Source organism: Mesorhizobium sp. SARCC-RB16n (genome assembly GCF_008520305.1).
Lineage (GTDB): Bacteria > Pseudomonadota > Alphaproteobacteria > Rhizobiales > Rhizobiaceae > Mesorhizobium.
This window is the reverse complement of the sequence record NZ_ML703264.1, coordinates 85966-111170: the sequence shown is the minus strand read 5'-3', so window position 1 is coordinate 111170 and position 25205 is coordinate 85966. Positions and strand designations below refer to the sequence as shown.

Sequence of the window (25205 nt, the reverse complement as noted above, 5' to 3'; positions counted from 1 at the left end):
TCAATCAGGGGAGTGCATCAAAATCATCCCTCCGGGCGGCGTGAACGATATCTGCAAGCTCTTTGGGTTTGATGACCTGGACAGTGTCCCCCCATTGGTAAAGGTGCCAGGCCATCTCAAGCCAGCCAGAGGCCTCGAACCGCACTTCAAGTGCGCCATCTTCAGTTACGCGCACTCGTTGGTTAGGATGAAAGCGCCATTCCGCAGCGCGATCGGCCGCTTCAGGAGCGAAGCGCCACACGACCTCACCGAACTGGCTATCGTCTTGGAATGATCCGAACGCTCGCGCTGCATGCGCTGCAAGATCAAAATCGAAGTCTCGCGCAAACCATTCGTCGGTCACTTCAACTGCTCTAATTCGGTCAAAGCGGAAATGCCGAAGCTTCAGTCCTTTGTCAGGCTGCCTACCGACGAGGTAGCGCCGTGCTCCGAGAAGAACGCCGTAAGGTTCGACAACACGGAGACTGTCATTGTAGCTGAAGCGAAGCTTGTATGGTCCGCGAAGCGCTTCGGTCACTGCGTCTGTAACGGCCTGGGCAACGGCAACGAATGGCCCAGGCCTTGCGGCAACTCCATGAACTTCCAGCATCGCTTCCGCATCAGCTTCCGCGCGCCGTGCCTCCGTGACCGGCAGCGCTGCCAGAAGACGATCACGAAGACTCGCCAAAGCGCGAGCCTGCCTTGAATCACCGCTTTCGCGAAGGCGAGAAATGGCGAATTCGAGCCCCTCGAGCTCCTCATCCCCGGAGAGCCGCAATCTAGCAAGTGGGATCTCGCGAACAATCCAGCGCCGTTCTCTCGTTTGATCTTCGACGACATCTACAGCGTGTGGAAATGCCTCGGAGAGCGCTGAGGTCATGCGCTGCGCAGTTCGATGGCTTACCTCGAAATGCTCACAAATATCTGTAAGCGTGACGCCGCGGAACCTTGAGCAAGCGAAATCAGCCAGTCTGAGAAGCTCGTTTGCCTTGGAATAGGACATGGTGTTTCCAACAACAGACCCAATGCTCGAATAGCCCAACGGGTGACGAGAATCGGCCGTTCTACAATACACAGGCAGATCGTGCTTCAAACAGCAGCGCGACCACTGTTATCCCCAGAGAATTTTTCTTCGCAGCACTTGGACTATGGATTTCGAGTCTGTCTTTAGCGGCTTTGGGGACGTAAGTGCGGGCCAGTGAGGTCAAATTTTCTGCCACCCGAGGGGCTTCCGGTGCGAAACGACTATCAAGAATGGCTGACGGCTCAAAAATATGAACCAATCACCGCCAAACTCATGTTGCTCGGCCTCGTCCAGCCCGCGCATAAACAGCGGGTAAAGTTATCTGCTTGATCACCTCGAACAAATTCGCGATGCCGCCTCCTAGAAAGTATCGCTTTTTGAACGCAATTCACCTGTGATCATTCTTGCAAACTCTTGATTCCAACAGCGGCAACAACCTAGTCTAGATCAGACAAAAAGAAAAAGGGGCTTGGGATGGTCAACGCCTTAATGATGCGCGCGAAGTGCGACGGCAACTGTGCTGCTGCCGGGGCCGGATTTGTTTCGATCCGCAATTCTGAATTTCGCGATCAGACAAATGCTTGAAGTCAACACAAAGGCGATTTCCAAAGTTCTGGAGGCGGCGAGGCGCAAGCTCCTCGAAACCGGAACGCGAAACCGGCTGATCCACGTCAATCGGGCCAATCAGCGCGCGAATTGCCTGAATGCGATCAACGAACGCTCGGACGACATTTTCGCACTCCTGCGCCTTCAGGGTAAGCGGATGCGCTTCAAGGCGATGGGGAAGGACAAGGTGGAGGAAGGGCAGGAAATGCTGCTCGCCTCGTCCGACGATGATCGCGAAGCCGGTTCCGAAAGGTATGGCGACAATTTCATCGAGACGCCCCTTGGACCGGAAGCGCTGGCGCGGCGTCTCCTGCGACTGGCTCATGATGCAAAGTCGGCGGAAGAAGAACAGGGTCTCAACATCCTCTATCTGGCCATGGGCTTCCTGCGTTGGCGCGAGAGCCCGACATCCGAGATCCAGCGTGAGGCGCCGCTGGTCCTCCTGCCGGTGCAACTGGTGCGGAACGAGCGGACCTCGACCTTCGATATCTTGTCTCGCGACGATGATATCACCACGAACCTTCCCCTGCAGGAGCGGCTGAGGCAGGATTTCGGGATCGTCCTGCCGGAGATCGATGAGATCGAAGGCTGGAGCCCGTCGCAGTATTTCGCGCTCGTGGCCGAAACGGTTTCAGCACAATCGGGCTGGTCAATCGATGCCGACGGCATGCAGATCGGCTTCTTCTCCTTCGCCAAGCTACTTATGCACCGTGACCTCGACCAGGCGAATTGGCCGGATGGCACGCTCTCCGACAATGACTTGCTTGCCGGGCTTCTGGCCGAGGGGTTCGAGGCCGATACACCGCTCTTTGGACCCGAGGACAAGCTCGACGACCACCTCGATCCGTCGCAAATCATCCAGGTGATCGACGCCGACGCCTCGCAGACCAAGGTGATCGAAGAGGTCCGGAGAGGCGCAAGCCTGGTGGTGCAAGGACCACCAGGAACTGGCAAGTCCCAGACCATTACCAACATCATCGCAGCGGCGGCTTACGATGGAAAGTCAGTGCTTTTCGTCGCCGAGAAGATGGCTGCGCTTTCGGTTGTGCATGACCGTCTGGTAAAGGCAGGACTGCGCGACATCTGCCTTGAACTGCACTCGCGCACGGCCAACAAGAAGGCCCTGGCGCAGGAACTCGGCCGAACGCTCATGGCCAGTGCGCGTGCTTTGCCGGGGGCCGCCGATCCCGCCCAGCTTCGCCTCACCCGTGACGAGCTGAACCGGATCACGGCGCTGTTGCACACACCTCTTCCGCCGAGCAACGAAAGCCCCTTCCGCGCAATCTCGGAAATCATTGGCTTCATCGGTCAGGGGGCAAAGGCACCCTCGATTTCCGAGGAAGGTTTGGGGACTCTGACACGGGAGGAACGCCAGCGCGCGCTGGCGGCGATATCCAGTTTCGTCGCGGCGCTGGAAACGGCGGGGCCGTCTGAAGCGCATCCATTCCGGGGAACCATGGATCTCGATCTGCAACCCACTGATTTGGTGCGCCTTGGGAACGAATTGGCCGCAGCGACGAACGCGATCTCGGAGCTCTGCAGCGCGTCGGCGCACCTTGTGCAGACACTTCACCAACCGAAACCGCGCACCCTGGCCGAGATCTCGGCTATTAGCGCAGGGATCGAGGCGTTCGGATCGGCCCCCTCTGGGGCAGCGGCATCAGTAGTTTCGCTGTTTCCGAATGCGAACCAACCCCGGCAGGCCGAAGCGTTGCGGGCTGGTGCAGACTGGGCGGCGGCTCAAGCTACCGCAGCAGGAAAGTTTGCAACTCCGGCTTGGAACGCCAGTATCGGCGCGGTGCGGCAGGCAATCGTGCGCGGCCAAAACTCCTTCTTTGCGCGACTTTTTGGTTCCTATCGCCGCGCTTCCGGTGAATTGGCGAGCCTTCTATCAGGCTCGCTGCCTAAAGCACCCGCAGAGCGACTGGCGCTGGTCGACGAACTGGCGGAAGTCCAGAATCGACGCAAACGCCTGGCCGAGGAAGAAGGTTGGCTGGAGACGGCCCTTGGCGCCGAGTGGCGCGGTGAGCGCACACCTTTCGCGGCCCTGCTCGCCATCAGCGAATGGTTGGCAGGGATCAAGCAGTCGGGGGCCGTTACCGAGGCAGCTCACGTTACGGAAGCGCTTGCCGCATTTCCCGATCCGCGCGGCACTGCGCGCGACCTAAGGGCCCGCATCGAGGCTTGCAGCGCCAGTTTGCGGGCACCGATTTTCCGATTGCGGCTTGATCTTGCGCAAGCAGGAATCGGCGATTCGCTCGAAACGGCTCCGCTGCCTGAACTGGCCAGCGCTTTTGCCCAGATGGCGGCGGACACCGGACGTTATGGGAACTGGGCGGCACTTGCGCGCAGCATCACCGCGGTATTCGGCAATGGAGCCGGGGCGATCGTCAACGCGGTCGACGAGGAACGTCTCGCGTCCCACGAAGCCGAACGCGAGTTTGCCTATGCCTGCGCAGAGGACCGCTGGAACGCGGCACGTGCCGCACGACCTCAATTGAACATGCTACCTCAGCTCGATCGGCACGACCTCGTGCATCTTTTCGGCAAGCTGGAGAAAGATCGCATTGAGACCGCCAAGACCCTGATCTTGTCACGCCATTTCGAGCAGATGCCGCGCGGCACGATGGGAGAGATGGGTATCATCCGCGGCGAAATCGGACGCAAGCGTGGCCATAAACCTATCCGCTGGGTGATGAAGAATGCGGGTAGCATGGTGCAACGCATCAAGCCGGTAATGCTGATGAGTCCGATTTCGGTCGCCCAGTTCCTGCCGCCCAACAGTGTGACCGTCGACCTTCTGGTGATTGATGAAGCATCCCAGATTCGCCCCGAAGATGCCTTGGGCGTCGTCGCCCGAGCCCGTCAGATCGTGGTGGTGGGCGACCAGAAGCAACTACCCCCGACTTCGTTCTTCGACCGTTTGGTCGACGATGTTGAAGATATTGAGGACGAGGACGAGGATGCGCCGCTCGGCGCCACCGCAGCTGACATGGAAAGCATCCTGTCGCTGTGTGAGGCACGTGGCCTCCGTTCGCGAATGTTGGAATGGCACTATCGGTCGCGCGATCCATCGTTGATCAGGGTGTCGAATGCCGAATTCTACGGTGATAACCTTGTTCTGCCACCATCACCGCTGCAACTCGACGATGACTACGGATTGAAGTTTCGACGCGTTCCAGGCGTATACGCACGCGGTGGCAGCGGACTTGGCCGCCAGGGCACCAATCGGATCGAGGCACAAGCCCTCGTGCGAGGGATGGCGGAACACGCTCGAGCATGGCCCGACCTTTCTCTCGGAGTCGTCGCCTTCTCAAAGGCGCAGGCCGACATGTTGACTGAGCTGCTCGAACTCGAGCGCCGTCACGATCCTGTGCTGGATGGCTTCCTGCGCGAGGGACGACATGAGGATGTGTTCGTCAAAAACATCGAAAACGTGCAGGGTGACGAGCGCGATGTCATCCTGATCTCAGTGGGCTATGGACCGCAGGAGCCCAACGGTCCGCTCGCTTCTATGTCTTTCGGACCAGTGAATGGCGAAGGTGGTGAACGGCGGTTAAACGTCCTCTTCTCCCGTGCGAGAGTTCGCTGCGAAGTCTTCGCCTCCTTCGACCCAGGTCATATCGACCCAACGCGCAGCAAACGTGAAGGTCCGCGGGTTCTGAAACGCTTCCTCGACTTTGCCAAGACCGGAATCATGGAGGAGCGCGTGGCCAGCGCCCTCGATGCCGACAGCCCGTTCGAGGAAGATGTAGCCGCGGCAATCCGCTCACTCGGCTATCTGGCTGATGCACAGGTCGGGACGGCTGGGTTCCGGATCGACCTTGGTGTGCGTCATCCCGATCGTCCGGGGCAGTATCTGTTGGCGGTGGAGTGCGATGGTGCCACCTACCATGCCGCCCTGTGGGCACGTGAGCGTGATCGTTTGCGTCAGGATGTCCTGGAGAACCTCGGCTGGGGTTTCCATCGCATCTGGAGCACCGACTGGTTCCATCATCGTGTCCGCGAGATGCAACGGCTGTCCGCAGCACTTGACCAGGCGAGGCTGACGGTTGAGGACGGCATTCGCGTGCGTGGTGCAAATCACGGGGCTTTCCGGCCAGCTCCGCTGGAGCAGGAAATTGCGGACCAATCGGTCGAAATCGCCCACCTTACCTTGACGGCCCCGGCCTATGTCCGCGCCGAGCTTTCCGTGCGGTCCAGCCTTGAGCCGCACGAGGCTCCCATTGCCCAGCTTGCGGACCTAGTTGTGAAAATCGTCGGGATCGAAGGCCCGATCCACATCGACGAGGTGGCGCGGCGCATTACTTCTGCTTTCGGCAAATCGCGGGCCGGCAATCGTATCGTCGAAACGGCCGGGCGGGCCGCCCGTCTCGCTACGCAGAGAGACCACGCGGTGAGATGGACAGGATCATTCCTTTTAACATCTGACCAAGCCCAAAACCCGCCCATCCGGGACCGCTGTGCCGAAACCGGCAGTCTGCTTAAGGCCGCCTATCTCCCACCCATGGAAATAGCCGCCGCAGCTCAGCGAATTCGTTCGGAAAGTGGGGGCATGCCGCCCGAGGACCTAACCCGCGCGGTAGCGCGGCTCTTGGGATTTCAGCGAGTCGGAAACGATTTGGCAGAAGTGATCAATGATGCTCTCATGGCGCCCGACGGAGCGCGATAACACAGTCCGAGGGAGTTCGCTGGCCAGCCTTGCAACGGGCGCTGATCTACCACCACGGCGCGTATGGCTCGTCGTAATTGGATTTCCATTCGTCGTGCTTGGGGACATGAAGCAGGGTCTCTTAAATAGAGGCTTGATCTAGAACGCCTTTAAGAATCAGAGAGGGTTTTCGGTCTTTGGCGCCCAGAAAAAGCCACGGGATAGGAGTGATTTTCCCGGTCATTTTTCGACCGTCACAGCGTTACAAATGATGACGTAAGTGGTTGATTTTACTGAAGTTACTCAGAGTTCAATCCTCTCTCGCAGCACCAGATTTTCCGAAACCATCCCTTGTGCTGGCACTTCAGGTCTGTCCGTACCGATCGGCAGCCGCCAGAAATGTGGACAGTCCGACGGCGCCTGCCGTTGGCGCGCCGTGATCGGCCGGAAGACGACATGGCCTCCGCCAAAAAGTGGCATTAGGCAATCTCCAGTCGAAACGCGTTCCCCGCGTGACACGATTCATTAACCAAGATGCTGTTCTTCGACATGACGTGTTGTCGGATGGCTGCCTGTGCGCCTGGCCAAGCCGCCGCCGGGGGGAGCGCTGAAAAAAGGCTCTGGATCCGGCGAAGACGTCAAATCGCCCGAAACAGGAACGATGTGCAAGGCATGAACGTGATTGAAAGCGAACAAAACGCGCCCGGCGGTTTCCGCTGGTGGACACGGTTGCCGGCCTTCATGGTCGCCTTCTTCTGCATGTGCATCACCGATGCGTTCGCCGAAACGCGCGCTCTGCGAATTCAGCATCTGCATACGGGCGAGAAGGCCGAGATCGTCTTCAAGCGCAACGGGCGTTACGATCAGGCCGGATTGAAGAAGATCAACTTCATGTTGCGCGACTGGCGCCGCAACGAGCCGACCAGGATGGACCCGCGCCTGCTCGACCTGGTCTGGCAGGCTTACCGCGCCAGCGGCTCGACAGCCTATATCCATGTGGTCAGCGCCTATCGCTCGCCGGCGACCAACGCCATGCTGCGCGGCCGCTCGAAGGGCGTGGCCCGGGAAAGCCAGCACATGGTCGGCCGCGCCATGGACTTCTTCCTGCCGGATGTGCCGCTGAAGAAGCTGCGCGACATCGGCCTCAAGATGCAGGGCGGCGGCGTCGGCTATTACCCGACCTCCGGTTCGCCCTTCATCCACATGGACGTCGGCAATGTGCGGCATTGGCCGGGCATCAGCCGCCAGGAACTCGCCAGGGTCTTCCCGAACGGCAATACGCTGCATGTGCCGAGCGATGGCAAACCGTTGCCTGGCTACGAGCAGGCGTTTGCGGCCTACAAATCGCGCAAGGCCGCCGGCACGCCCAACATCGAACTGGCAAGCGCCGACAGCGGCCAGCGCAGGCCGGCGCGCGGTCTGCTGGCGTCGCTGTTGGGTGGGCGCGGGGCGGACGAAGCGAATGATGCCGCGCAAGCGGTGCCTGCGCCACGCAAGCCGGCCAAGTCGGTTGAACCCAAACAGGCCGGTGAACCCAAGACGACCGGACAGGGCACCGCCATCGTGGCGCCGGAGGCAGCCCAGCGGGCGGATATCCAGATCGCTTCCGCCGGTCAGGCCGAAGAAACGCCTGCGAAGACGCCTGAAGCGATCGTCATGGCGATGGCGCCCGGCACGGTGCCGCTACCCGCTTTCGCACCGCGCACCGGGCTCGCGGCCAGCATTCCAACCCAGCAAACCGTGCCGCTCGCCGTAGCCAGCGCATCTCCAGCGCGGGCTGAGCCGGCGGCAGCCAATGCCGAAATTCCTCCGGCCAAGGTGGATGCCGCTGCCGCGGCCGGCGCACCGGAGATGGTGGCGCTCAACATCCCAGTGCCGACGTGGCGACCGCAGGACCAGGCAAGTGCGGCGCACCAGCCGGAAGCCAAACCCGCCGATGCCATCGGTGCCTTGCTGGCCATGCATCACGCCGATGATGGTCTCGATCCGCTGGCTGGCCAGCGGATTGCAGTTCCTGCGTCGAAACCCGAAGATCGTGCCAGGACCAGCCCGAAGGCCGACCGTGTCCAGCCACGTCTCGATCCCGAAACCACCGCCGTCATTGTGCCGCTTGAGACAGGTCGCCGCATCACCGGCGGAACCGCGTCGGCAGCGGCGACTATCATTGCCGCCAATCTCATCCGCACGGCGCCCGAGCAGGTCTATCTCGATGGGTTCAAGCCACGAGGACAGACGTCCGATCACCGCCGCTTCACCGGCTCCGCTGTGAAATTCCTGCCCATCGCCAGCTTCAAATAAAGCTGGAGCGCATCCTTTCACTGGCTACGAGAAGCCGCCTGACCGGTCGTTGGCAAACGGGCGCCAGTCCGGCTATGAACGGAAAAGATGTGGAGGGCAGTCAGCTTTTCCGTTGGAGCGCAACATGATCACACGCCGCGCACTTCTCAAAACGGCCGCCATCGCCGGCGTGAGCGGGGTCGGGCTTGCCGCCATGGGCAGGAGTGGCGGCTGGACCGCGGCCACGCCTGAGCCGGTGGTGCTGCAGACGGCGAAAATCCAGGCGAGGCTCATGGATGTCGGCCAGACCAACAATGTGCTGACCTACGGCAACGCCGGAATGCCTCCGGTGCTGCGAATGAAAAAAGGCGAACCCTTCGCCGCGCGTCTCGTCAATGCCATCGACGATCCGACGACCATCCATTGGCATGGCATTCGCCTGCCGAACAAGATGGATGGCGTGCCCTTCCTGGTGCAGCCCTATGTCTACACCGGCGATCATTTTGACTATGCCTTCACGCCGCCCGACGCTGGCACCTTCTGGTACCATCCGCATTGCAACACACTGGAGCAGATGGGGCACGGCCTGACCGGTGTGATCGTGGTCGAGAACCCGAACGATCCGAAATTCGACGCCGAATATGCCCTCAATCTGCGCGACTGGCGCCTTGGCGACGACGCTCAGTTCATCGACCAGTTCCGGCCGCGCGATGCGGCGAGAACCGGTACCTACGGCACGATGCGCACCGCGAACTGGCTCGACCAGCCGCAATATGACGCTCCGGCCGGCGGGTTGGTGCGGCTGCGCGTTGCAATCACCGATGTCACCCGAATCTACGCCTTTCGCGTCGACGGCGCCGAAGCTGACGTCATCGCACTGGACGGCAATCCGGTGCCACAGCGCTTTTCGCCCGACGCCTTGCTGCTGGGGCCGGGGCAACGCATGGAACTCGTCATCCGCATGCCCGATGAAGAGGGCGCGATCGTCAGCCTGCGGGACGTCAGGGGCACCAGGCCAAAGGTGCTGGCGACGCTGCGCGCGACGGGCAACTCGCTCAAGCGCGATAGTCGCGATCTTGCATCGCTGGAGGCCAATCCCGTGGCCGAGGTCGATCTCACCGCTGCCCAGCATATTTCGCTGGCGCTCAGCGCCACGGCGGAGAACGTCCCGAGCGACAGCATATGCGGTTCACTCGGCTACAGTTTCTGGGCGATCAACAAAGTGCCGTGGCCGGGCGATACGCCCGATCCGACCGCGCCGCTGGCCGAATTGAAGCTGGGCAAAAGTTACATCATCGACATGGAGAACCTGACGCCGCAGTCGCATCCGATGCATTTGCACGGCATGAGCTTCAAGGTCCTGTCGTCCTCGACGCGTCCGGTGCAGCCGTTGATTTCGGACACCTACCTCATCCAGCCCAATGAGAAGGTGAGCCTTGGCTTCGTCGCCGACAATCCCGGTGACTGGCTGCTGCATTGCCACATCATCGAGCACCAGAAATCAGGCATGACGAGCTACGTCAGGGTGGTCTGAAAGCCAGGCCATCGATAGCTTGCGTTGTCCGCTGCCTACTTGCGCAGTTGCGCCTCGATTTCGTCGAGCACCTTGTCCTTGCCGACGCCGGTGAGGAAGGCGAGGCCCTTGATTACCGGCTTGGTCACCGAGGCCGAGATCGGCGTGGTGGCGACGATGAAGTCGACGCTATCGGCCAGCCCCGGCACTTCGGTTGCCTTGGCCTGCTGCGCGTTGAAGGTAAGACCGCGCGCTTTCATCGCTTCGGTGACGGCGACATTGACCGCCGTCGAGGTGGCGATGCCGGTGCCGCAGGCAAAGAGAATTGTCTTCTGTCTGGCCATCTTTGCTTCTCCTTGGTTATCAGCCGAGTACGGCACGCACGTCGTCGAGCGTCCTCGCCGACCTCAAGCCGTCCAATGCATCTGGATTCTGGATAGTGGCCATGACGGACTGCAGCGCCTCAATCTGCTTGTCCTTGTCATTGATGGCAAGCAGGAAGACGAAGCCGACAGGTAGCGTCTCGTCGGGGTCTTCCATGTTGGCGAAGGTCACCGGCTTTCTGAGAGTGCCCATTGCGATGCCGGGCTTCAGCACATGTTCGGGATCGGTGTGCGGCACCGCGACATTGTCGGCGCGCTCCAGCGGCAGTCCCGTCGGGATGGTCATTTCGCGGCGCACGACCGCGTCGGCGTAGGAGCTTTTGACATAGCCAAGGGCCTCGAGCCGGCCGGCGAGGATGCGGATGATCTCCTCATTGGTCGAGGCATCGGACCCGAGCACGATCGCTTCGGGATCCAGAAGCTGCATGAGGCCGTCGGACATGTCTTGCTCCGTCGATGAATCGTGCGCCCCGGGGGAGGCGCACGATTGTTTCAGATTGAAGCCGCTGACGCTCAGGCGGTGCCTTCGACCGGCTCGTCCTCGGCGCCCGCTGCCCGCTCCCAGCCGAGCGTATTGCGGCGGTACAGTACGAACAGCGCGGCGATGATCACCGCGATGACGATGATGCCGGCGAGGCCAAGTCCCTGGATCGCCTCGATGATCACGTAGGGCACCCACAAGAAGCCGTCCACGACCGAGGTGATCTGCAGCGCATCCGCCGGCAGCTTGAAGCCCGACGCGACGGCCGCACTGGTGAACAGCGGCGCCAGCGCGTTGGCGACATAGAAGCCGATCGCCAAGGTCACCGTGCCGATCACCACCATGCGGAACACATTGCCTTTGACCAGCGGCGCGGTCATGGCGACGATGAACGGGATGACCGCCAGGTCGGCGAACAGGATGACGCGGTTGCCCGGAAGGATCACCGACAGGATGATCGCGATCGGCACCAGGATCAGCGACGACGAGATCGCGGCGGGATGGCCGATCAGGATCGCCGAATCGAGGCCGACGAGAAGCTCACGGTCGCCGGTGCGCTTGCGCACGAATTCCTGCGCCGCGTCGGAAACCGGAAGCAGGCCCTCCATCAGGATCTTCACCATGCGCGGCAGCAGCAGCATGACCGCGGCAAGTGTCATGCCGGTGCCCAGCACTTTGGCCAGCACAGTGCCGAGGTCGCCGGCATTGTAGAAGGCGATGGCGCCAAGCACGAGGCCGATGATGAGGCCGAGCACGACAGGTTCACCAAACACGCCGAAGCGGCGCTCGATGGTTTCGGTGTTGATGTTGATGCGGTTGATGCCGGGAATGCGGTCCATGATCCAGTTCAGGATGATGGCGATCGGCAGGATCTGCGCCGAGGCGAGGTGCGGCACCGAGATGCCGGGAACGCCGTAGAATTGCTGCACCGCGCGCGCCGACCAGTCGGCGAAAAGCAGCGAAAGCGCCGCGACGAGGGCAGCGATCGCAATGCCGTAGGCCAGATTGTCGGTAGCGGCCACGACAAGCGAGCCGACGAAGGCGAAATGCCAGAAATTCCAGACGTCGACATTGAGCGTGCGCGTCATGCGTGTCAGCAGCAGCACGATGTTGACCAGGATGCCGACCGGGATGACCCACAGCCCGACCGAGGAGCCGAATGCGATCGCGGCCGCCGAGGGCCAGCCGACATCGATGATGTCGCGATGGATGCCGGTGTTGGTGACGATGGCCTTGGCCACGTCGCCGATCGACGTGAACATCAGGCCAAGCACAAGGTTGATACCGATGAAGGCGACGCCGATGGTGATGGCGGCGCGAAAGGCCTTGCTGACCTTGGCGCCCAAAACCACGGCAATGATGAAAATGACGATCGGCAGCAGGATTGTCGCACCGAGCGTATCGATGGCCCCCTTGAGGCCAGCGAGTAGAGTATCCATTCTTCCTCCCCTGGAGCCGCGGGGCCCTGCCCGAAATGCTCCGTTGATCTCCCACGCCTTTGCCGCGCCTTGGCGGAAAGGCCTCCCCAAACCTAACGAGAGGCGGAATGCACATTCGAACACGGAATGAACATTTGCCTTTCTCAGGAAACGAATGTTTTATTCCGATTGTCCACAAAAATGTCAATTGCCAACCCTTTGGGCCAATCGGCCAAAGTGAAGGCGTTTTTCCCGGAGGATTTTCGCTGGGAATCGCCGCCCGCGAGTGGTTTCGTTGGCACAGGCGACCTGTCCCTGCTAATCCGGCCCTAAATCAAGAAGCTGTGGACATCCCTGCATGACCAATGTCGCCTTGACGGGACTTGCCCGCGATCTCGCCAGACGCTCCGCCGAGGGCCGGCCCGTGCGTATTGGCGTCATCGGCTCCGGCGAAATGGGAACCGACCTCGTCACGCAAGGCATGCTGATGCCGGGCATTTCGGTCTGCGCCGTCTCCACCCGTCGCCCGCACACCGCACGCGACGCCATCCGCATCGCCTATGGTGACGAGGCGATGGCGGTCGAAGCCGACACCGCATCGAAAATCACCGGCGCGATCGAAGCGGGAAAAATAGCCATCACCTCGAGCGAGATGCTGGTGACCAATCCACTGATCGACGTCGTCATCGACGCCACGGGAAACCCTGGCGTCGCCGCCGATTTCGATCTGATGGCGATGGAGCATGGCAAGCATCTGGTGATGATGAATGTCGAGGCCGACGTCACCATCGGCTGCTACCTCAAGCAGCAGGCCGACCGGCTTGGCGTCGTCTATTCGGTCGGTGCCGGCGACGAGCCGTCGAGCTGCATGGAACTGATCGAGTTCGCCTCCGCGCTCGGCCTGACCATCGTCTCGGCCGGCAAGGGCAAGAACAATCCGCTCAACCATGATGCCGTGCCCGACGACTATCGCGAGGAAGCGGCCCGCCGCAATATGAACCCGCGCATGTTGGTCGAGTTCGTCGACGGCTCCAAGACCATGGTCGAGATGTGCGCCATCGCCAACGCCACCGGGCTGGTGCCTGACGTGCCTGGCATGCACGGTCCCAAGGCCGATCGCGACGACCTCGTCAAGGTGCTGATCCCGCGCGAGGACGGTGGCCTCCTGCTGAAGAAGGGCGTCGTCGATTACACCATCGGCAAGGGTGTGGCGCCCGGCGTCTTCGTCATCGTCGAGGCGACGCATCAGCGCATCATCGAGCGCATGGACGACCTGCATATCGGCCACGGTCCTTATTACAGCCTGTTCCGGCCCTACCATCTGACGTCGCTGGAAGTGCCGCTGACAGCGGCCCGTATCGTGCTGTTCGGCAAACCCGACATGGTGCCGTTGCCGCGGCCGGTTGCCGAGGTTTGCGCCGTTGCCAAGCGCGATCTCGCGGCCGGCGAGACCTTCGATGCGATCGGCGAAACCTGCTACCGCTCCTGGACGATGACCGTCGGCGAAGCCCGCGCCCAGAGCGCGATACCGGTCGGCCTGCTCGAGGGCGGCAAGGTGCTGCAACCGGTCAGGAAAGGCGAGTTGCTGACCGCCGACAATGCGGCGCCCGACCAGACGACACGGCTGTTCGCCTTGCGCCGGCTGCAGGATGAAATGCTGTACGGAAAATAGGTCGTTGTGGCGCTGTCATGACAAATGCACTACATTGTAGTGGCAAATGTCGCTGAGGATCGACCAATGAACCTCCAGATTAGAGACCCGCGTGCACGTGAACTGGCACAGCGGCTCGCCGCCAAACGCAAGATTTCGATGACCGAAGCGGTTATCGAAGCGCTCGAGTCTGAATTGAAACGGGAGAGCCGGCACATTCCCCTGGCGAAACGGCTGGCTGCCATCGCCGATGAACTTAAAGCCAAAGCCGGCCACGGCGGCCGACCTATGAGCAAGGATGAAATCGACGACATGTGGGGACATCCCTGATGGTCGTCGACACCTCCGTAGTCGTCGCAATTCTTTCAGGAGAAGGGGATGCCGGCGAGTGGAGCAATCGGATCGCGGCTGCACCTCGCAAGATTACGTCCGCGCTGGTGGTGCTCGAAGCGTCAATGCGGCTTTCTACGATGCTTGCTATCGAGCCGGTGGTCGCGGAAAAGGCGATAGAGGCGCTTCTGCACGAGGCTGAAATCGAAATTGTGTCGATCGACGCCGGCGACGCCAAGCTCGCGATCCAGGCGTTTTCAGACTACGGAAAGGGAAGTGGGCATCCCGCGCAGCTCAACCTTGCCGATTGCCTGTCCTATGCTTGCGCAAAGAGCCACGGCTCGGTGTTGCTCTACAAAGGCAACGACTTTTCGTACACCGATCTCGCCTAGCGGACATTCCGCTTATTTCCCCAGTTCGATCGACCTCAGCCGTGCCGCTTCCACCGCATCGGTGAGCAGGTTGGTCAGCCGGTCCTCGCCCATCAGCACGCCAAGCGCGGCTGCCGTCGTGCCGTTGGGGCTGGTCACTTGCTGGCGCAGCACGCCCGGATCCTCGCGGCTTTCGGCGGCGAGCGATGCGGCGCCGTAGACGGTCTGCATGGCGAGCAGCCTGGCGGTCGCCGCCGGCAAGCCGGCCTTCTCGGCAGCCATGGTCAGCGCCTCGATGAAATGGAAGATGTAGGCCGGACCCGATCCGGACACGGCGGTCACCGCATCCATCAGGCCCTCGTCATCGATGGTGGCCACTTCGCCGTTGGCCGACAAGAGGTCGGCGACGAAACGCCTGGCGTCGTTGGAAACCAGGGGATTGGAAAACACCACCATCATGCCCTTGCCGATTGCCGCGGGCGTGTTGGGCATGCAGCGCGCGATCGGCGCGCGGTGGCCGAGGATTTCCTCGAAGGTAGCGACGGGCGTGCCGGCGGCGATGCTTACAAAAGTGGTGCGGCCGTCGCCGAAACGCTTGTAGGCGGCGGTGACGTCACGGATCACCTGGGGCTTCACGGCGATGACGACGAGTTCAGGCACGGCATCGGCCGGAATCGCGCCGGCTTCCACCGCCGTGCCGCAGCCGATCGCGGCGGCCCGATTGCGCAGGTCGGCGTTGGGTTCGATCACGAAAACGGTCGACGGTGCAAGCTTGCTGGACTTCAGCCAACCCGAGAGCATGGCGTAACCCATATTGCCGCAGCCGGCGAGAACAAGCCTGATCGTCATCGAGAGCCCCTCCGAGGAAAGGCATGACATAGACGCTCGCGGACCGGTGGGAAAGCCCTCTCAGGGCCGATGAGCAGGCGTGCGCACCGCGATCGGTCGCAGCGACACTTGCCTGAGGCCCAGCACGCCGAGCACGAAGAACAGCCAGACCGGATCGCCACGATGGAAGAAGAAGCTCTCGAGGCGGAATGCGCATAGAGTCGCGCAATGGTGCGATGAAGAAAGGTGTTGAAAGCTCTTGCAGCCATGGCGTGAATCCTTGCCATCATCTTCCGGAAATTAACCTTTTGTTTCCTATGCCTGTTTAGCGTGGCTTAACGAATGGCCGGCCGTCGCTGCCAAGCGACTGAAGGGTAAAGCTCCACGACAATGGTTGACAGGGAAAACCGTGAGGGCTGGAAGCGCGAGCGCTCCTTATTGGCGCTTGGCGAGGCCTTGCGTGGCGAGGACGACGCGTCGCTGGTGTCGATAGGAGACCGCGCGGACCCCTCATGGCGCCAGGATGCCGCCACCCGACATCGCCTGGCCCGTTCCCGGCGCGAGACGAAGCCGAGCCCGCCGCAGTCTGTCGCCGGTGGCGCTTCGCGGTTCCCCCCTGACGAGGAGCAGCCGTTTGAAGCCGACGACGCCTGGCGTTCGCGGGGGCAGATCGGCACCAGCGATCTGCCACCCGACATGCCGCGCGCAAGGCTGGCTCCGGAAGGCCTCCAGCGGGGGGTCGCGCTCATGATGCAACCAGATCCCGCGCAACGGGCAGAGCCGACCCGTCCTCCAATGGCGGTGCGGACGAAAGCCCCGGGAGGATCGGCACACTCATATCGAAATTGCGAAAGGCCATGTCCCGCAAGCCGTCGGCCGAAGCCGACGACGACATGTCCAGCGAGTTCGCCTTACCCGCCTTTGCCGACAACGGCCGGCCGGCCAACGCTCCGATATTCCCTGGCTATCCGGAGTCCGGTTTCGGGCCTCGGCAGGCGGCTGGCCTGGATTATTCGCAATCATCTTTCCAGCCAGGCACCGATGCCGGGTATGGGCGCCAGATGGCCTCGCCCTCGCGTTCGCCCCTGATGCCGCGACAAGCGCCGTATCCAGCTCCGCCCTTGCCGTCCTCTCCCTATGCGCAGCCGCTGGGCTATCCCCAGGGGCAGCCTCGGTCGCAGACGGGCCATCCCTACGTGCAAGCCGCGGCGGGGCCTTATGCAGCACGGATGCCGTATCCGCCACCGCCCGCTCCGACGCAGTCGCCGGCCCATCCAGCCGCTCCGCATGCAAGGCCACTCCCGGTCGAGGAGGGTGGCGAACAATCATCGGTCGAAGAGATTCGCGCCAGCCTGCGCGAATTCCGCGAAGCGGTCCGCGAACTCACGGAAAGCCGCACCCGTCGCCGCTACTTCTGAGCCACCAGATAAGTTGCGGAGGCCGAACAAAACCGTGCCGGTTTCGCGTAAACGGCATGGGAAGGCGCTTTGACGGGATTGCGGGCTTGTATTTTCGTGACAATGCCGCGCTGCAGATTGCCGGCGCCGCTGCTTTGTGTTTTCCGAAGGCGGCAGGCGGAACGATGTTGAGGGTGGTTCATGGCCGAAGTGATTGACGGAAAGAGCGTTGCGGAAGACGTAGTGGGAACAGTCAAGGCGCTGACCGCCGAACTGGTCGCCAGGGGCAAGGCCAAGCCAGGTCTCGCCGTTGTCATCGTCGGCGAGGATCCGGCGAGCCAGGTCTATGTCGCCTCCAAATCCCGCACCGCCAAGGAATGCGGCTTTCATTCGCTTCAGCACACGCTGCCGATGGAAACGTCAGAGCAGGCGCTGCTCGAGCTCATCGCCGAACTCAACGCCGATCCGGCCATCAATGGCATCCTGGTCCAGCTTCCTCTGCCCGCCCATGTCGATGCAGGCAAGATCATCCAGGCGATCGCGCCGCAGAAGGACGTCGACGGGTTCCATTTCATCAATGTCGGCAAGCTCGGCACCGGTGAACTCGACACGGCCTTTGTTCCCTGCACACCCGCCGGCTCGATGCTCCTGATCGAGCGCGTGCGCGGCAAGGACCTGTCGGGTCTCAACGCCGTCGTCGTCGGCCGCTCCAACATCGTCGGCAAGCCGATGGCCAATCTGCTGCTTGCCGCCAACTGCACCGTCACCATCGCTCACAGCCGCACCAAGGACCTGCCGGCGCTTGCCCGCACGGCCGACATCCTTGTCGCCGCCGTCGGCAAGCCGGAGATGATCAGGGGCGATTGGGTAAAGCCCGGCGCCACCGTCATCGATGTCGGCATCAACCGCATTCCCGCTCCCGAGAAGGGCGAGGGTAAATCGCGCCTCGTCGGCGATGTCGCCTATGCCGAAGCGGCCAAGGCGGCTGGCGCGGTCACGCCGGTGCCCGGCGGTGTCGGGCCGATGACCATTGCCATGTTGATGGCCAATACGTTAGCTTCGGCCTACCTTGCGGCCGGATTGAAGCGGCCTTCCTTCTGAGCCCGGGTTGACCCTGAAAGCCGCAGCATTGCCGAATCCCCCTGTTTCTCCGGAACGGCCGGTCACGAATGATCCCGTTCAAGGCGGCCGGCAGTTCGCTTTCCTGCTGGTCGACAAGTTCTCCATGTTCTCCTTGGCCGCCGCGATCGACACGTTCCGGTCGGCGAACCGCCTGCTTGGCCGCGATTTCTATGGCTGGACGACGGTGTCCGCCGATGGCGATTCGGTGATGGCCTCCAACGGCCTGCCGCTCAAGATCGACTACGCGGTCGCCGATCTGCCGCCGGTCGATATTCTTTTCGTTTCGGTTGGCCTGACCACCGAATTTCCCGGCAAGAGCAAGGTTCTGGCGGCCTTGCGCAGCTGGGGCCGGCGCGGCAACGCGCTTGGTGCCTTGTCGGTCGGATCCTACCTGCTGGCCGAGGCGGGCCAGCTCGAAGGCTATCGCTGCACCATCCATTGGGAAAACCGCGCCGGCTTCGTCGAGCGCTTTCCCGACATCAACTGCACGGGCAATGTCTTCGAGATCGACCGCAAGCGCTACACCTGCGCCGGCGGCACCACCTCGATCGACTTGATGCTGGAGATCGTGCGTGGCGATTTCGGCTCCAACCTCGCCAATGGCGTCGCCAACCAGTTCCAGCATGAACGCATCCGCTCCGCCGGAGATCGCCAGCGCGTCGGGCCGGAGCGCGACCTGACGGGCAAGTCGGAGAAGCTCAGGCGCATCGTCGAACTGATGGCCGACCATCTCGACGAGCCGCTGTCGGCGGTGCAACTCGCCAAGTCGGCCGGCCTTTCGGTGCGCCAGGTGGAGCGGCTGTTCTTGCGCCATCTCAACGTCACGCCCGGGCGTTACTATATGCGGCTGCGGCTGGAGCGGGCGCGCGAATTGCTGCGTCAGACCAACATGCCGATCCTCGATGTGGCGATCGCGACGGGCTTCACCTCGCATTCCTATTTTGCCCAGAGCTATCGGCTGCAGTTTGGCCGCCCGCCTTCTGAAGAGCGCCGCACGACGTACTGAGCAGGCTTGTGTCCCGATGAGAGGTCAAATAGCCTCCCCATCGCGGACGGGGTGGCTACTCAGGAGATTTCGATGGCGGGACTTGCACGGAGCGTCGCTGCGGCGATCGTCCTTTTGTCGATGACGACATTCGGCTTCGCGGCCAACAAGGTCATCATCATTCTCGATGCCTCCGGTTCGATGTGGGCGCAGATCGATGGCAAGCCCAAGCTGGAAATCGCCCGTGAATCGCTGAGGACCGTGCTTCAATCGGTTCCCGCCGACGACGAGATCGGCTTCATGGCCTATGGCCATCGTGAAAAGGGCAGTTGCGACGACATCCAGCTCATCGTGCCGCCTCAGCCGGGTTCGGCAAGCGCCATCTCGGCCGCCGCCGACAGTATGAAGTTCCTCGGCAAGACGCCGCTGACGGCAGCCGTCAAGCAGGCGGCCGAAGCGCTGAGATACACCGAGGACAAGGCGACGGTCGTCCTCATCACCGATGGGCTCGAAACCTGCGGCGGCGATCCTTGCGCGCTTGGCAAGGAACTCAAGGCCTCGGGCGTCGATTTCACCGCCGATGTGGTCGGCTTCGGCCTGACCGCCGACGAAGGCAAGCAGATCGCTTGCCTCGCCGATAACACCGGGGGCAAGTACATCCAGGCCTCCGACGAGAAGGCGCTGCAGGAAGCGCTGGTCGAGACCGTCGCGGCGCCGACACCGGCGCCCGAGCCAGCACCGGCACCAGCGCCGGAGCCGGCAAAGCCCGAGTTCAATTTCATGCCGACCGTGGTGCTGGCCGAGGGCGGCGATCCCGTCACCGACGGCAATGCCTGGGAAGTCTACAAGGCCAAATCGGACGGCACGCGCGGCAACAACATCACCACCGAATACGGCGACTACAAAGCCAATCTGGAACCGGGCGACTACGTCATCGTCGCGCGCGACGGCGAGGCCAAGGTCGAGCAGAAGATCAAGATCGAAGCAGGCCAGGTCTACAAGCCGCTTTTCACCCTGAATGCCGGCACGCTCATCCTGCATCCGCGCCCCAGCCAAGGTGCCGATGTGGCCGGCGGTGCGGCTGTCGTGATCGCTTATCCGGGGGCCGACAACCCTCCGACCTATTATGGAGACACCAAAGTCGTGTTGCCGGCCGGCGACGAGAAAGTGACCGTCACGATCGGACAGGGCGTGGTTACAGAAACGATCCCGCTCGCTGCCGGCAGGGTGATCGACAAGGACATTATCGTCGGCATCGGCCATGTCGTTGCCAACGCATATTATACGGCCGGCGGCGACAAGGCCGACGGTTCAGGCATCGGCTTCAAGGTGCTCAAGGCCAAGAAGAAGATCGATGGCACCCGCGACGAGGTCACTTATGCCTATGGCCCCGACAGCAAGTTCGACCTGCCGCCCGATGACTATGTATTGATCGCGACGGTTGACCTCGCCGTCGTGGAACAGCCTTTCAGCGTCAAGGTCGGCGAGTTCCAGGACCTCAAGGCCGCCATGAATGCCGGCGTGCTGGCGATCACGGCGCCCGGCACCTCCAAGATCGAGATTTTCGAGGCGAAGAAGGACATCAATGGCAATCGCAAGTCGATCGGCTACGCCTATGACGAGAAGTATCAGGCCGCGCTAGCGGCTGGCGACTACACGGTGGTCTCGGAGAAATCGGACAACACCAAGAAGGAGGGCGCCGTGACCGTGAAGGCTGGAGAGCGGGTCGAACTGACGGTGCAATAGAGATTGCGATTTTGACCAGCAAAAAGGGCGGCCGCGAGCCGCCCTTTTTCATGCCGCATGGAATGCGTCAGGCGGTTCCGAAGGCGCTGCCCCCGTGGTCGGCGCGGCCCACCAACTGCCGGAAGCCGGCGAAAAGCTCGCGGCCGAAGCCGAATTCGTTGCCGATGAGATCGGCTTCGGCGGTGCGGCGCAGCGCGAACTCCGTTCCGGGCACCAGCACCTCCAGCGTGCCGGCATCGGCATCGAGGCGGATGACGTCGCCGTCATGGATACGCGCGATCGGTCCTTCCTCGACCGCTTCCGGTGTCACGTGGATCGCCGCGGGCACCTTGCCGGAGGCCCCGGACATGCGTCCGTCGGTGACCAGCGCGACACGCTGGCCGCGATCCTGCAGGATGCCAAGCACGGTGGTCAGCTTGTGCAGTTCCGGCATGCCGTTGGCCTTCGGCCCCTGGAAGCGGATGACGGCGATGAAATCACCGGTGAGCGTACCGGCCTTGAAAGCGTCGTTCAGCCCCTGCTGGCTGTCGAACACCTTGGCCGGCGCCTCGATGACGCGTCGCTCCGGCTTGACGGCCGAAGTCTTGATAACAGCATGGCCAAGATTGCCTGAAAGCACCTTGAGACCGCCGGTCGGCTGGAACGCTTTGTTGAACGGCGCCAGCACCTTTTCGTCGCCGCTGGCACGCGGTGACGCCTCGCGCACCACGCTGCCGTCGGCGCCAAGTTTTGCCTCGACCGCATAGGGCCGCAGGCCTTCGCCCCACACCGTCTGCACATCCTCGTGCAGGACGCCTTCGTCGAGCAGTTCGCGGATCAGGAAGCCGAGCCCACCCGCGGCGTGGAAGTGGTTCACATCGGCAAGCCCGTTCGGATAAACCCGTGCCAGCAGGGGCACCGCTTCCGAGAGGTCGGAAATGTCCTGCCAGGTCAGCGCGATGCCGGCCGCCGCCGCCATGGCGATCAGGTGGATCGTGTGGTTGGTCGAGCCCCCGGTGGCGTGCAGCCCCACAACGCCATTGACGAACGAGCGTTCGTCGATCATCCGCCCGACCGGCGTATAAGCATTGCCGAGCGCGGTGATCGCCAGCGCCCGCTTCGTCGCTTCGCGGGTCAAGGCGTCGCGCAATGGCGTTCCGGGGTTGACGAAGGAAGCGCCCGGGGTGTGCAGGCCCATGATCTCCATCAGCATCTGGTTGGAATTGGCCGTGCCGTAGAAGGTGCAGGTACCTGGCCCGTGGTACGATCTGGACTCGGCTTCCAAGAGTTCGGCGCGACCTGCCTTGCCCTCGGCATAGAGCTGGCGGACCTTGGCCTTCTCGTCGTTGGGCAGGCCCGTCGTCATCGGTCCGGCCGGGATGAACACCGCCGGCAGATGGCCGAAGGTAAGTGCGGCGATCACCAGTCCGGGCACGATCTTGTCGCAGACGCCGAGATAGACGGCGGCATCGAACATGTTGTGCGACAGGCCGATCGCCGCAGCCATGGCAATGACATCGCGCGAAAACAGCGACAGCTCCATGCCGGGCTGGCCCTGTGTCACGCCATCGCACATCGCAGGCACGCCGCCTGCGACCTGGGCGATGCCTCCGGCCTCGCGCGCTGCCTCCTTGATCACGGCGGGGAAGGTCTCGAAGGGCTGATGCGCCGACAGCATGTCGTTGTAGGAGGTGATGATGCCAAGATTGGGCACCTTGTCGGCGCCGAGCGCCAGCTTTTCCGAAGGGCTGCACACCGCGAAGCCGTGGGCGAGGTTGCCGCAGGACAACACCGACCGGTTGGCGGTCTGGTTCGACGCTTCGGCGATACGGCTGAGGTAGCGCTCTCGACCCGGTTTGGAGCGCTGGCGAATCCGCTCCGTGATGGCTTCGATATCGCGTCTTGCGGTCATGGCATCAGGTCCTTTCAGGCGAGGTCCCGGAAACATCCTCCCGCCGTTGCCGGGACCACTCATAAACTTGTAGTCAGGGCGCCCAGAAAACCTCCACGGGCTTGGGCGATGCGTCGAGCACGGCGCGGATCGGCTTGCGCGGTCCGGGCGCGACAGCGTTGTCGAAGGCGATGCGCTTGTCCTCGCCCTCTATGTGCAAGGCGAGGAAACCCGCGTCGATGATGCGGGCGAGTGTCAGGGTCAGCCGCGGCTCTCCGGCGCTTTTGGCATGAACGGGCAGGATCATCCTGTCGGAGGCCGGGTCGAGCAGCTTCGGCAGATCGTCGGCATCGGGAAAGAACGAGGCAGTGTGGCCGTCAGGCCCCATGCCGAGAATCACGACATCGAGCGGCCAGGGCAGGGATCGCAGTGCCGCATCGTCCGATGCGGCAGCATCCTCGATGCCGGCCGCCTCGTGGTAGAGTGGAACGAAACGGGCAGCCTTGGCCGCGTTCTGCAGCAGGTTCGCGGCAACCAGCCCGGCATTGGATCGCGGCGAGGAGGCCGGCACGAAGCGTTCGTCGACAAGCGTCACGACCACCTTGTCCCAGGCGATCGGCGCCGCCGAGAGCGCGGCGAAGAACTTTGCCGGAGTCGTGCCGCCGGAGACAGCCAGCAACGCCGTCCCGCGCTCGCCGATCGCCTTTGTCAGGCGGTCGGCGACGCGGCCAGCCAGCGCCGAGGCCAGTTGCGGACGGTCGGGAAAAGCGTTCCAGTTGTAGCCGGCGCTGGTCAATTGCTCTCGTGCCATGTCCGCCCGTCACGTTCGATCAGCGCTATCGAGGCCGACGGCCCCCATGTGCCTGCCGTATACCCCTGTGCTTCCTGCTTGGCGCCTTCCCAGGCATTCTGGATCGGGTCGATCCACTTCCAGGCGGCTTCCACCTCGTCGCGACGCATGAACAGGGTCTGGTTGCCACGGATGACATCCATGATCAGCCGTTCATAGGCGTCGGGCGCGCGGCCGTCGAAAGACTGCGCGAAACTCATGTCGAGCGAGATCTGGCGCAGCCGCATGCCGCCCGGACCTGGATCCTTGATCATGATGAACTGCTTGACGCCTTCATCCGGCTGCAGCCGGATGACCAGCTGATTGGCGAAGATCGGCCCCGCGCCGCTATCGCCGAAGATCGAATGCGGGATCGGCTTGAACTCGATGACGATTTCCGAAACCCGGGTCGCCAGCCGCTTTCCGGTCCTGAGATAAAACGGAACACCTGCCCAGCGCCAGGTGCCGATCTCGGCCTTGATGGCGACGAAGGTCTCGGTGTTGCTGTCCTTGCCGAGCTCCTCGACGTAACCTTTCACAGGTCCGCCGGCCGAGGCGCCGGCGCGATATTGGCCACGCACGGTGTGCTTTGGCGCTTCGTTGCCGTTGATGCGCTTCAGCGCCCGCAGCACCTTCAGCTTCTCGTCGCGCACGGCGTCGGCGTCCATCGACGACGGCGCCTCCATGGCGACGAGGCAAAGCAGCTGCAGCATATGGTTCTGCACCATGTCGCGCAGCGCACCGGCCTTGTCGTAATAGGTGACGCGATCTTCCAGGCCCACGGTCTCGGCGACGGTGATCTGCACGTGGTCGATATGGGCGGAATTCCACAGCGGCTCGTAGAGCGCATTGGCAAAGCGCAGCGCCATCAGGTTCTGCACCGTCTCCTTGCCGAGATAATGGTCGATGCGGAAAATCTGGCTTTCGTGGAAGTCGTCGCCGACCAAGTCGTTGAGCGCCCGCGCCGAGGCGAGGTCGCGGCCGATCGGCTTCTCCAGCACGATGCGCGAATTCGGCGTGATCAGATTGTGCTCTTTGAGCTTGTGCGAGATATCGCCGAACAGCGCCGGCGCCACCGCCAGGTAGAAGGCGCGGATTTGGTCGCTCTCGCCGATAGCCTTTTTCAGCTTGTCGAAGCCGGCACCGTTCGTCGCATCGGCCGAGACGTAGGAAAGCCGGGCGAGGAAGGTCTTCAATTCCTTGGCGTCGATGTCGGCCGGCTTGACGTGGTCCGAAATCGCCTGCTTGGCGAAGGCCCGGAATTCCTCGTCGCTCATTTTCGAGCGCGATGTGCCGATAATGCGCGTCGGCTCCGAGAATTGATGGTCGCGTTGGCGATAGTAGAGCGACGGCAGCAGCTTGCGTTCCGACAGGTCGCCGGTGCCGCCGAAGATGATGAAGTCGAAAGGGTCGACGGGGATGATCTGGCTGGTCATGGTCTGTCCGCTCTGACGCCGGTCGCGAGTACGCGGCTGATATATTCTAATCGATTTAAATTTTCCAGTGCCACGGTGTCACATCGAGGACCATCCCTGGATATTGATTGGGTCCACATGTGCGCGCTTGACACTGGCGCCAGCCGGAGGCTTGTCGACAAGCGACGACTGCCGCAAGCTTTCGCAGTTGCAGCATAGAACGTGAATGTGACGAAAGCCAATGCATGTCGCCCGGAAGCGTCCTCGGTTCCGGGATAACGACGTGCATAAAACAGAAGCTTACAGCAGGTCGGGCGAATCCTATTCGC

18 protein-coding genes are annotated in these 25205 nt (G+C 62.4%); 10 read left to right on the top strand and 8 right to left on the bottom strand.

Going from position 1 to position 25205, the window contains the following annotated elements; translation table 11 throughout:
• Positions 1-4 precede the first annotated feature (4 nt).
• Positions 5-982: a helix-turn-helix transcriptional regulator gene (locus C7I87_RS11360; protein ID WP_149904299.1), complete on the bottom strand. Its 978-nt coding sequence runs from the start codon at positions 980-982 to the stop codon at positions 5-7.
• Between the two features lie 598 nt (positions 983-1580).
• Here C7I87_RS11360 and C7I87_RS11355 point away from each other — a divergent pair.
• From C7I87_RS11355 to C7I87_RS11345, 3 genes are all read left to right on the top strand, one after another.
• A complete protein-coding gene (locus C7I87_RS11355) occupies positions 1581-6281 on the top strand; it encodes a DUF3320 domain-containing protein (RefSeq protein WP_149904298.1) in 4701 nt (1566 codons plus the stop codon).
• A gap of 651 nt (positions 6282-6932) precedes the next feature.
• Positions 6933-8558 (top strand): peptidoglycan L,D-endopeptidase MepK, encoded by a 1626-nt coding sequence (locus C7I87_RS11350; RefSeq protein ID WP_149904297.1) that lies wholly within the window; start codon positions 6933-6935, stop codon positions 8556-8558.
• Between the two features lie 124 nt (positions 8559-8682).
• Positions 8683-10071, top strand: a complete 1389-nt coding sequence (locus C7I87_RS11345) for a multicopper oxidase family protein (RefSeq protein WP_149904296.1) — start codon at positions 8683-8685, stop codon at positions 10069-10071.
• Positions 10072-10106: 35 nt separating this feature from the next.
• On the opposite strand, the gene C7I87_RS11340 is transcribed toward C7I87_RS11345, so the two are convergent.
• The 3 genes from C7I87_RS11340 to C7I87_RS11330 form a co-directional block, all read right to left on the bottom strand.
• A complete protein-coding gene (locus tag C7I87_RS11340) occupies positions 10107-10394 on the bottom strand; it encodes a PTS sugar transporter subunit IIB (protein WP_149904295.1) in 288 nt (95 codons plus the stop codon).
• A 19-nt stretch (positions 10395-10413) separates the two neighbouring features.
• Positions 10414-10875 carry a PTS sugar transporter subunit IIA gene (locus C7I87_RS11335; protein WP_149904294.1) on the bottom strand — a complete coding sequence of 154 codons (462 nt, stop codon included), beginning with the start codon at positions 10873-10875 and terminating at the stop codon, positions 10414-10416.
• A gap of 71 nt (positions 10876-10946) precedes the next feature.
• Positions 10947-12353, bottom strand: coding sequence for a PTS galactitol transporter subunit IIC (locus C7I87_RS11330; RefSeq protein ID WP_149904293.1), 1407 nt, complete (start codon positions 12351-12353; stop codon positions 10947-10949).
• Between the two features lie 337 nt (positions 12354-12690).
• Between C7I87_RS11330 and C7I87_RS11325 the strand changes: the two genes are divergently transcribed.
• The 3 genes from C7I87_RS11325 to C7I87_RS11315 all read left to right on the top strand — a co-directional run bounded on the left by C7I87_RS11325 (position 12691) and on the right by C7I87_RS11315 (position 14705).
• Positions 12691-14004, top strand: a complete 1314-nt coding sequence (locus tag C7I87_RS11325) for an NAD(P)H-dependent oxidoreductase (protein ID WP_149904292.1) — start codon at positions 12691-12693, stop codon at positions 14002-14004.
• Between the two features lie 66 nt (positions 14005-14070).
• On the top strand, positions 14071-14313 hold the full coding sequence (locus C7I87_RS11320; RefSeq protein WP_149904291.1) for a type II toxin-antitoxin system VapB family antitoxin: 243 nt from the start codon (positions 14071-14073) through the stop codon (positions 14311-14313).
• Positions 14313-14705 (top strand): type II toxin-antitoxin system VapC family toxin, encoded by a 393-nt coding sequence (locus C7I87_RS11315; protein ID WP_149904290.1) that lies wholly within the window; start codon positions 14313-14315, stop codon positions 14703-14705. The genes C7I87_RS11320 and C7I87_RS11315 overlap by 1 nt, the downstream gene beginning before the upstream one ends.
• A 12-nt stretch (positions 14706-14717) precedes the next feature.
• On the opposite strand, the gene proC is transcribed toward C7I87_RS11315, so the two are convergent.
• On the bottom strand, positions 14718-15533 hold the full coding sequence (gene proC / locus C7I87_RS11310; protein ID WP_149904289.1) for a pyrroline-5-carboxylate reductase: 816 nt from the start codon (positions 15531-15533) through the stop codon (positions 14718-14720).
• Between the two features lie 836 nt (positions 15534-16369).
• On the opposite strand from proC, the gene C7I87_RS35195 reads away from it, so the two are divergent.
• From C7I87_RS35195 to C7I87_RS11290, 4 genes are all read left to right on the top strand, one after another.
• Entirely contained in the window at positions 16370-16930 is a 561-nt protein-coding gene (locus C7I87_RS35195) for a hypothetical protein (RefSeq protein WP_188393813.1), read from the top strand.
• A 180-nt stretch (positions 16931-17110) separates the two neighbouring features.
• Complete coding sequence (gene folD / locus C7I87_RS11300; protein ID WP_149904288.1) at positions 17111-18010, top strand: bifunctional methylenetetrahydrofolate dehydrogenase/methenyltetrahydrofolate cyclohydrolase FolD; 900 nt, start codon at positions 17111-17113, stop codon at positions 18008-18010.
• Between the two features lie 28 nt (positions 18011-18038).
• Positions 18039-19037, top strand: a complete 999-nt coding sequence (locus C7I87_RS11295) for a GlxA family transcriptional regulator (protein WP_149904578.1) — start codon at positions 18039-18041, stop codon at positions 19035-19037.
• A gap of 72 nt (positions 19038-19109) precedes the next feature.
• Entirely contained in the window at positions 19110-20762 is a 1653-nt protein-coding gene (locus C7I87_RS11290; RefSeq protein WP_149904287.1) for a vWA domain-containing protein, read from the top strand.
• A gap of 67 nt (positions 20763-20829) precedes the next feature.
• Here C7I87_RS11290 and edd read toward each other — a convergent pair whose 3' ends face one another.
• From edd to zwf, 3 genes are all read right to left on the bottom strand, one after another.
• Complete coding sequence (gene edd / locus C7I87_RS11285; protein WP_149904286.1) at positions 20830-22653, bottom strand: phosphogluconate dehydratase; 1824 nt, start codon at positions 22651-22653, stop codon at positions 20830-20832.
• Positions 22654-22726: 73 nt separating this feature from the next.
• Positions 22727-23443 carry a 6-phosphogluconolactonase gene (gene pgl, locus C7I87_RS11280; RefSeq protein WP_149904285.1) on the bottom strand — a complete coding sequence of 239 codons (717 nt, stop codon included), beginning with the start codon at positions 23441-23443 and terminating at the stop codon, positions 22727-22729.
• Positions 23425-24897, bottom strand: a complete 1473-nt coding sequence (gene zwf, locus C7I87_RS11275) for a glucose-6-phosphate dehydrogenase (RefSeq protein ID WP_149904284.1) — start codon at positions 24895-24897, stop codon at positions 23425-23427. Before zwf ends, pgl begins: the two co-directional genes overlap by 19 nt.
• Between the last annotated feature and the right edge of the window lie 308 nt (positions 24898-25205).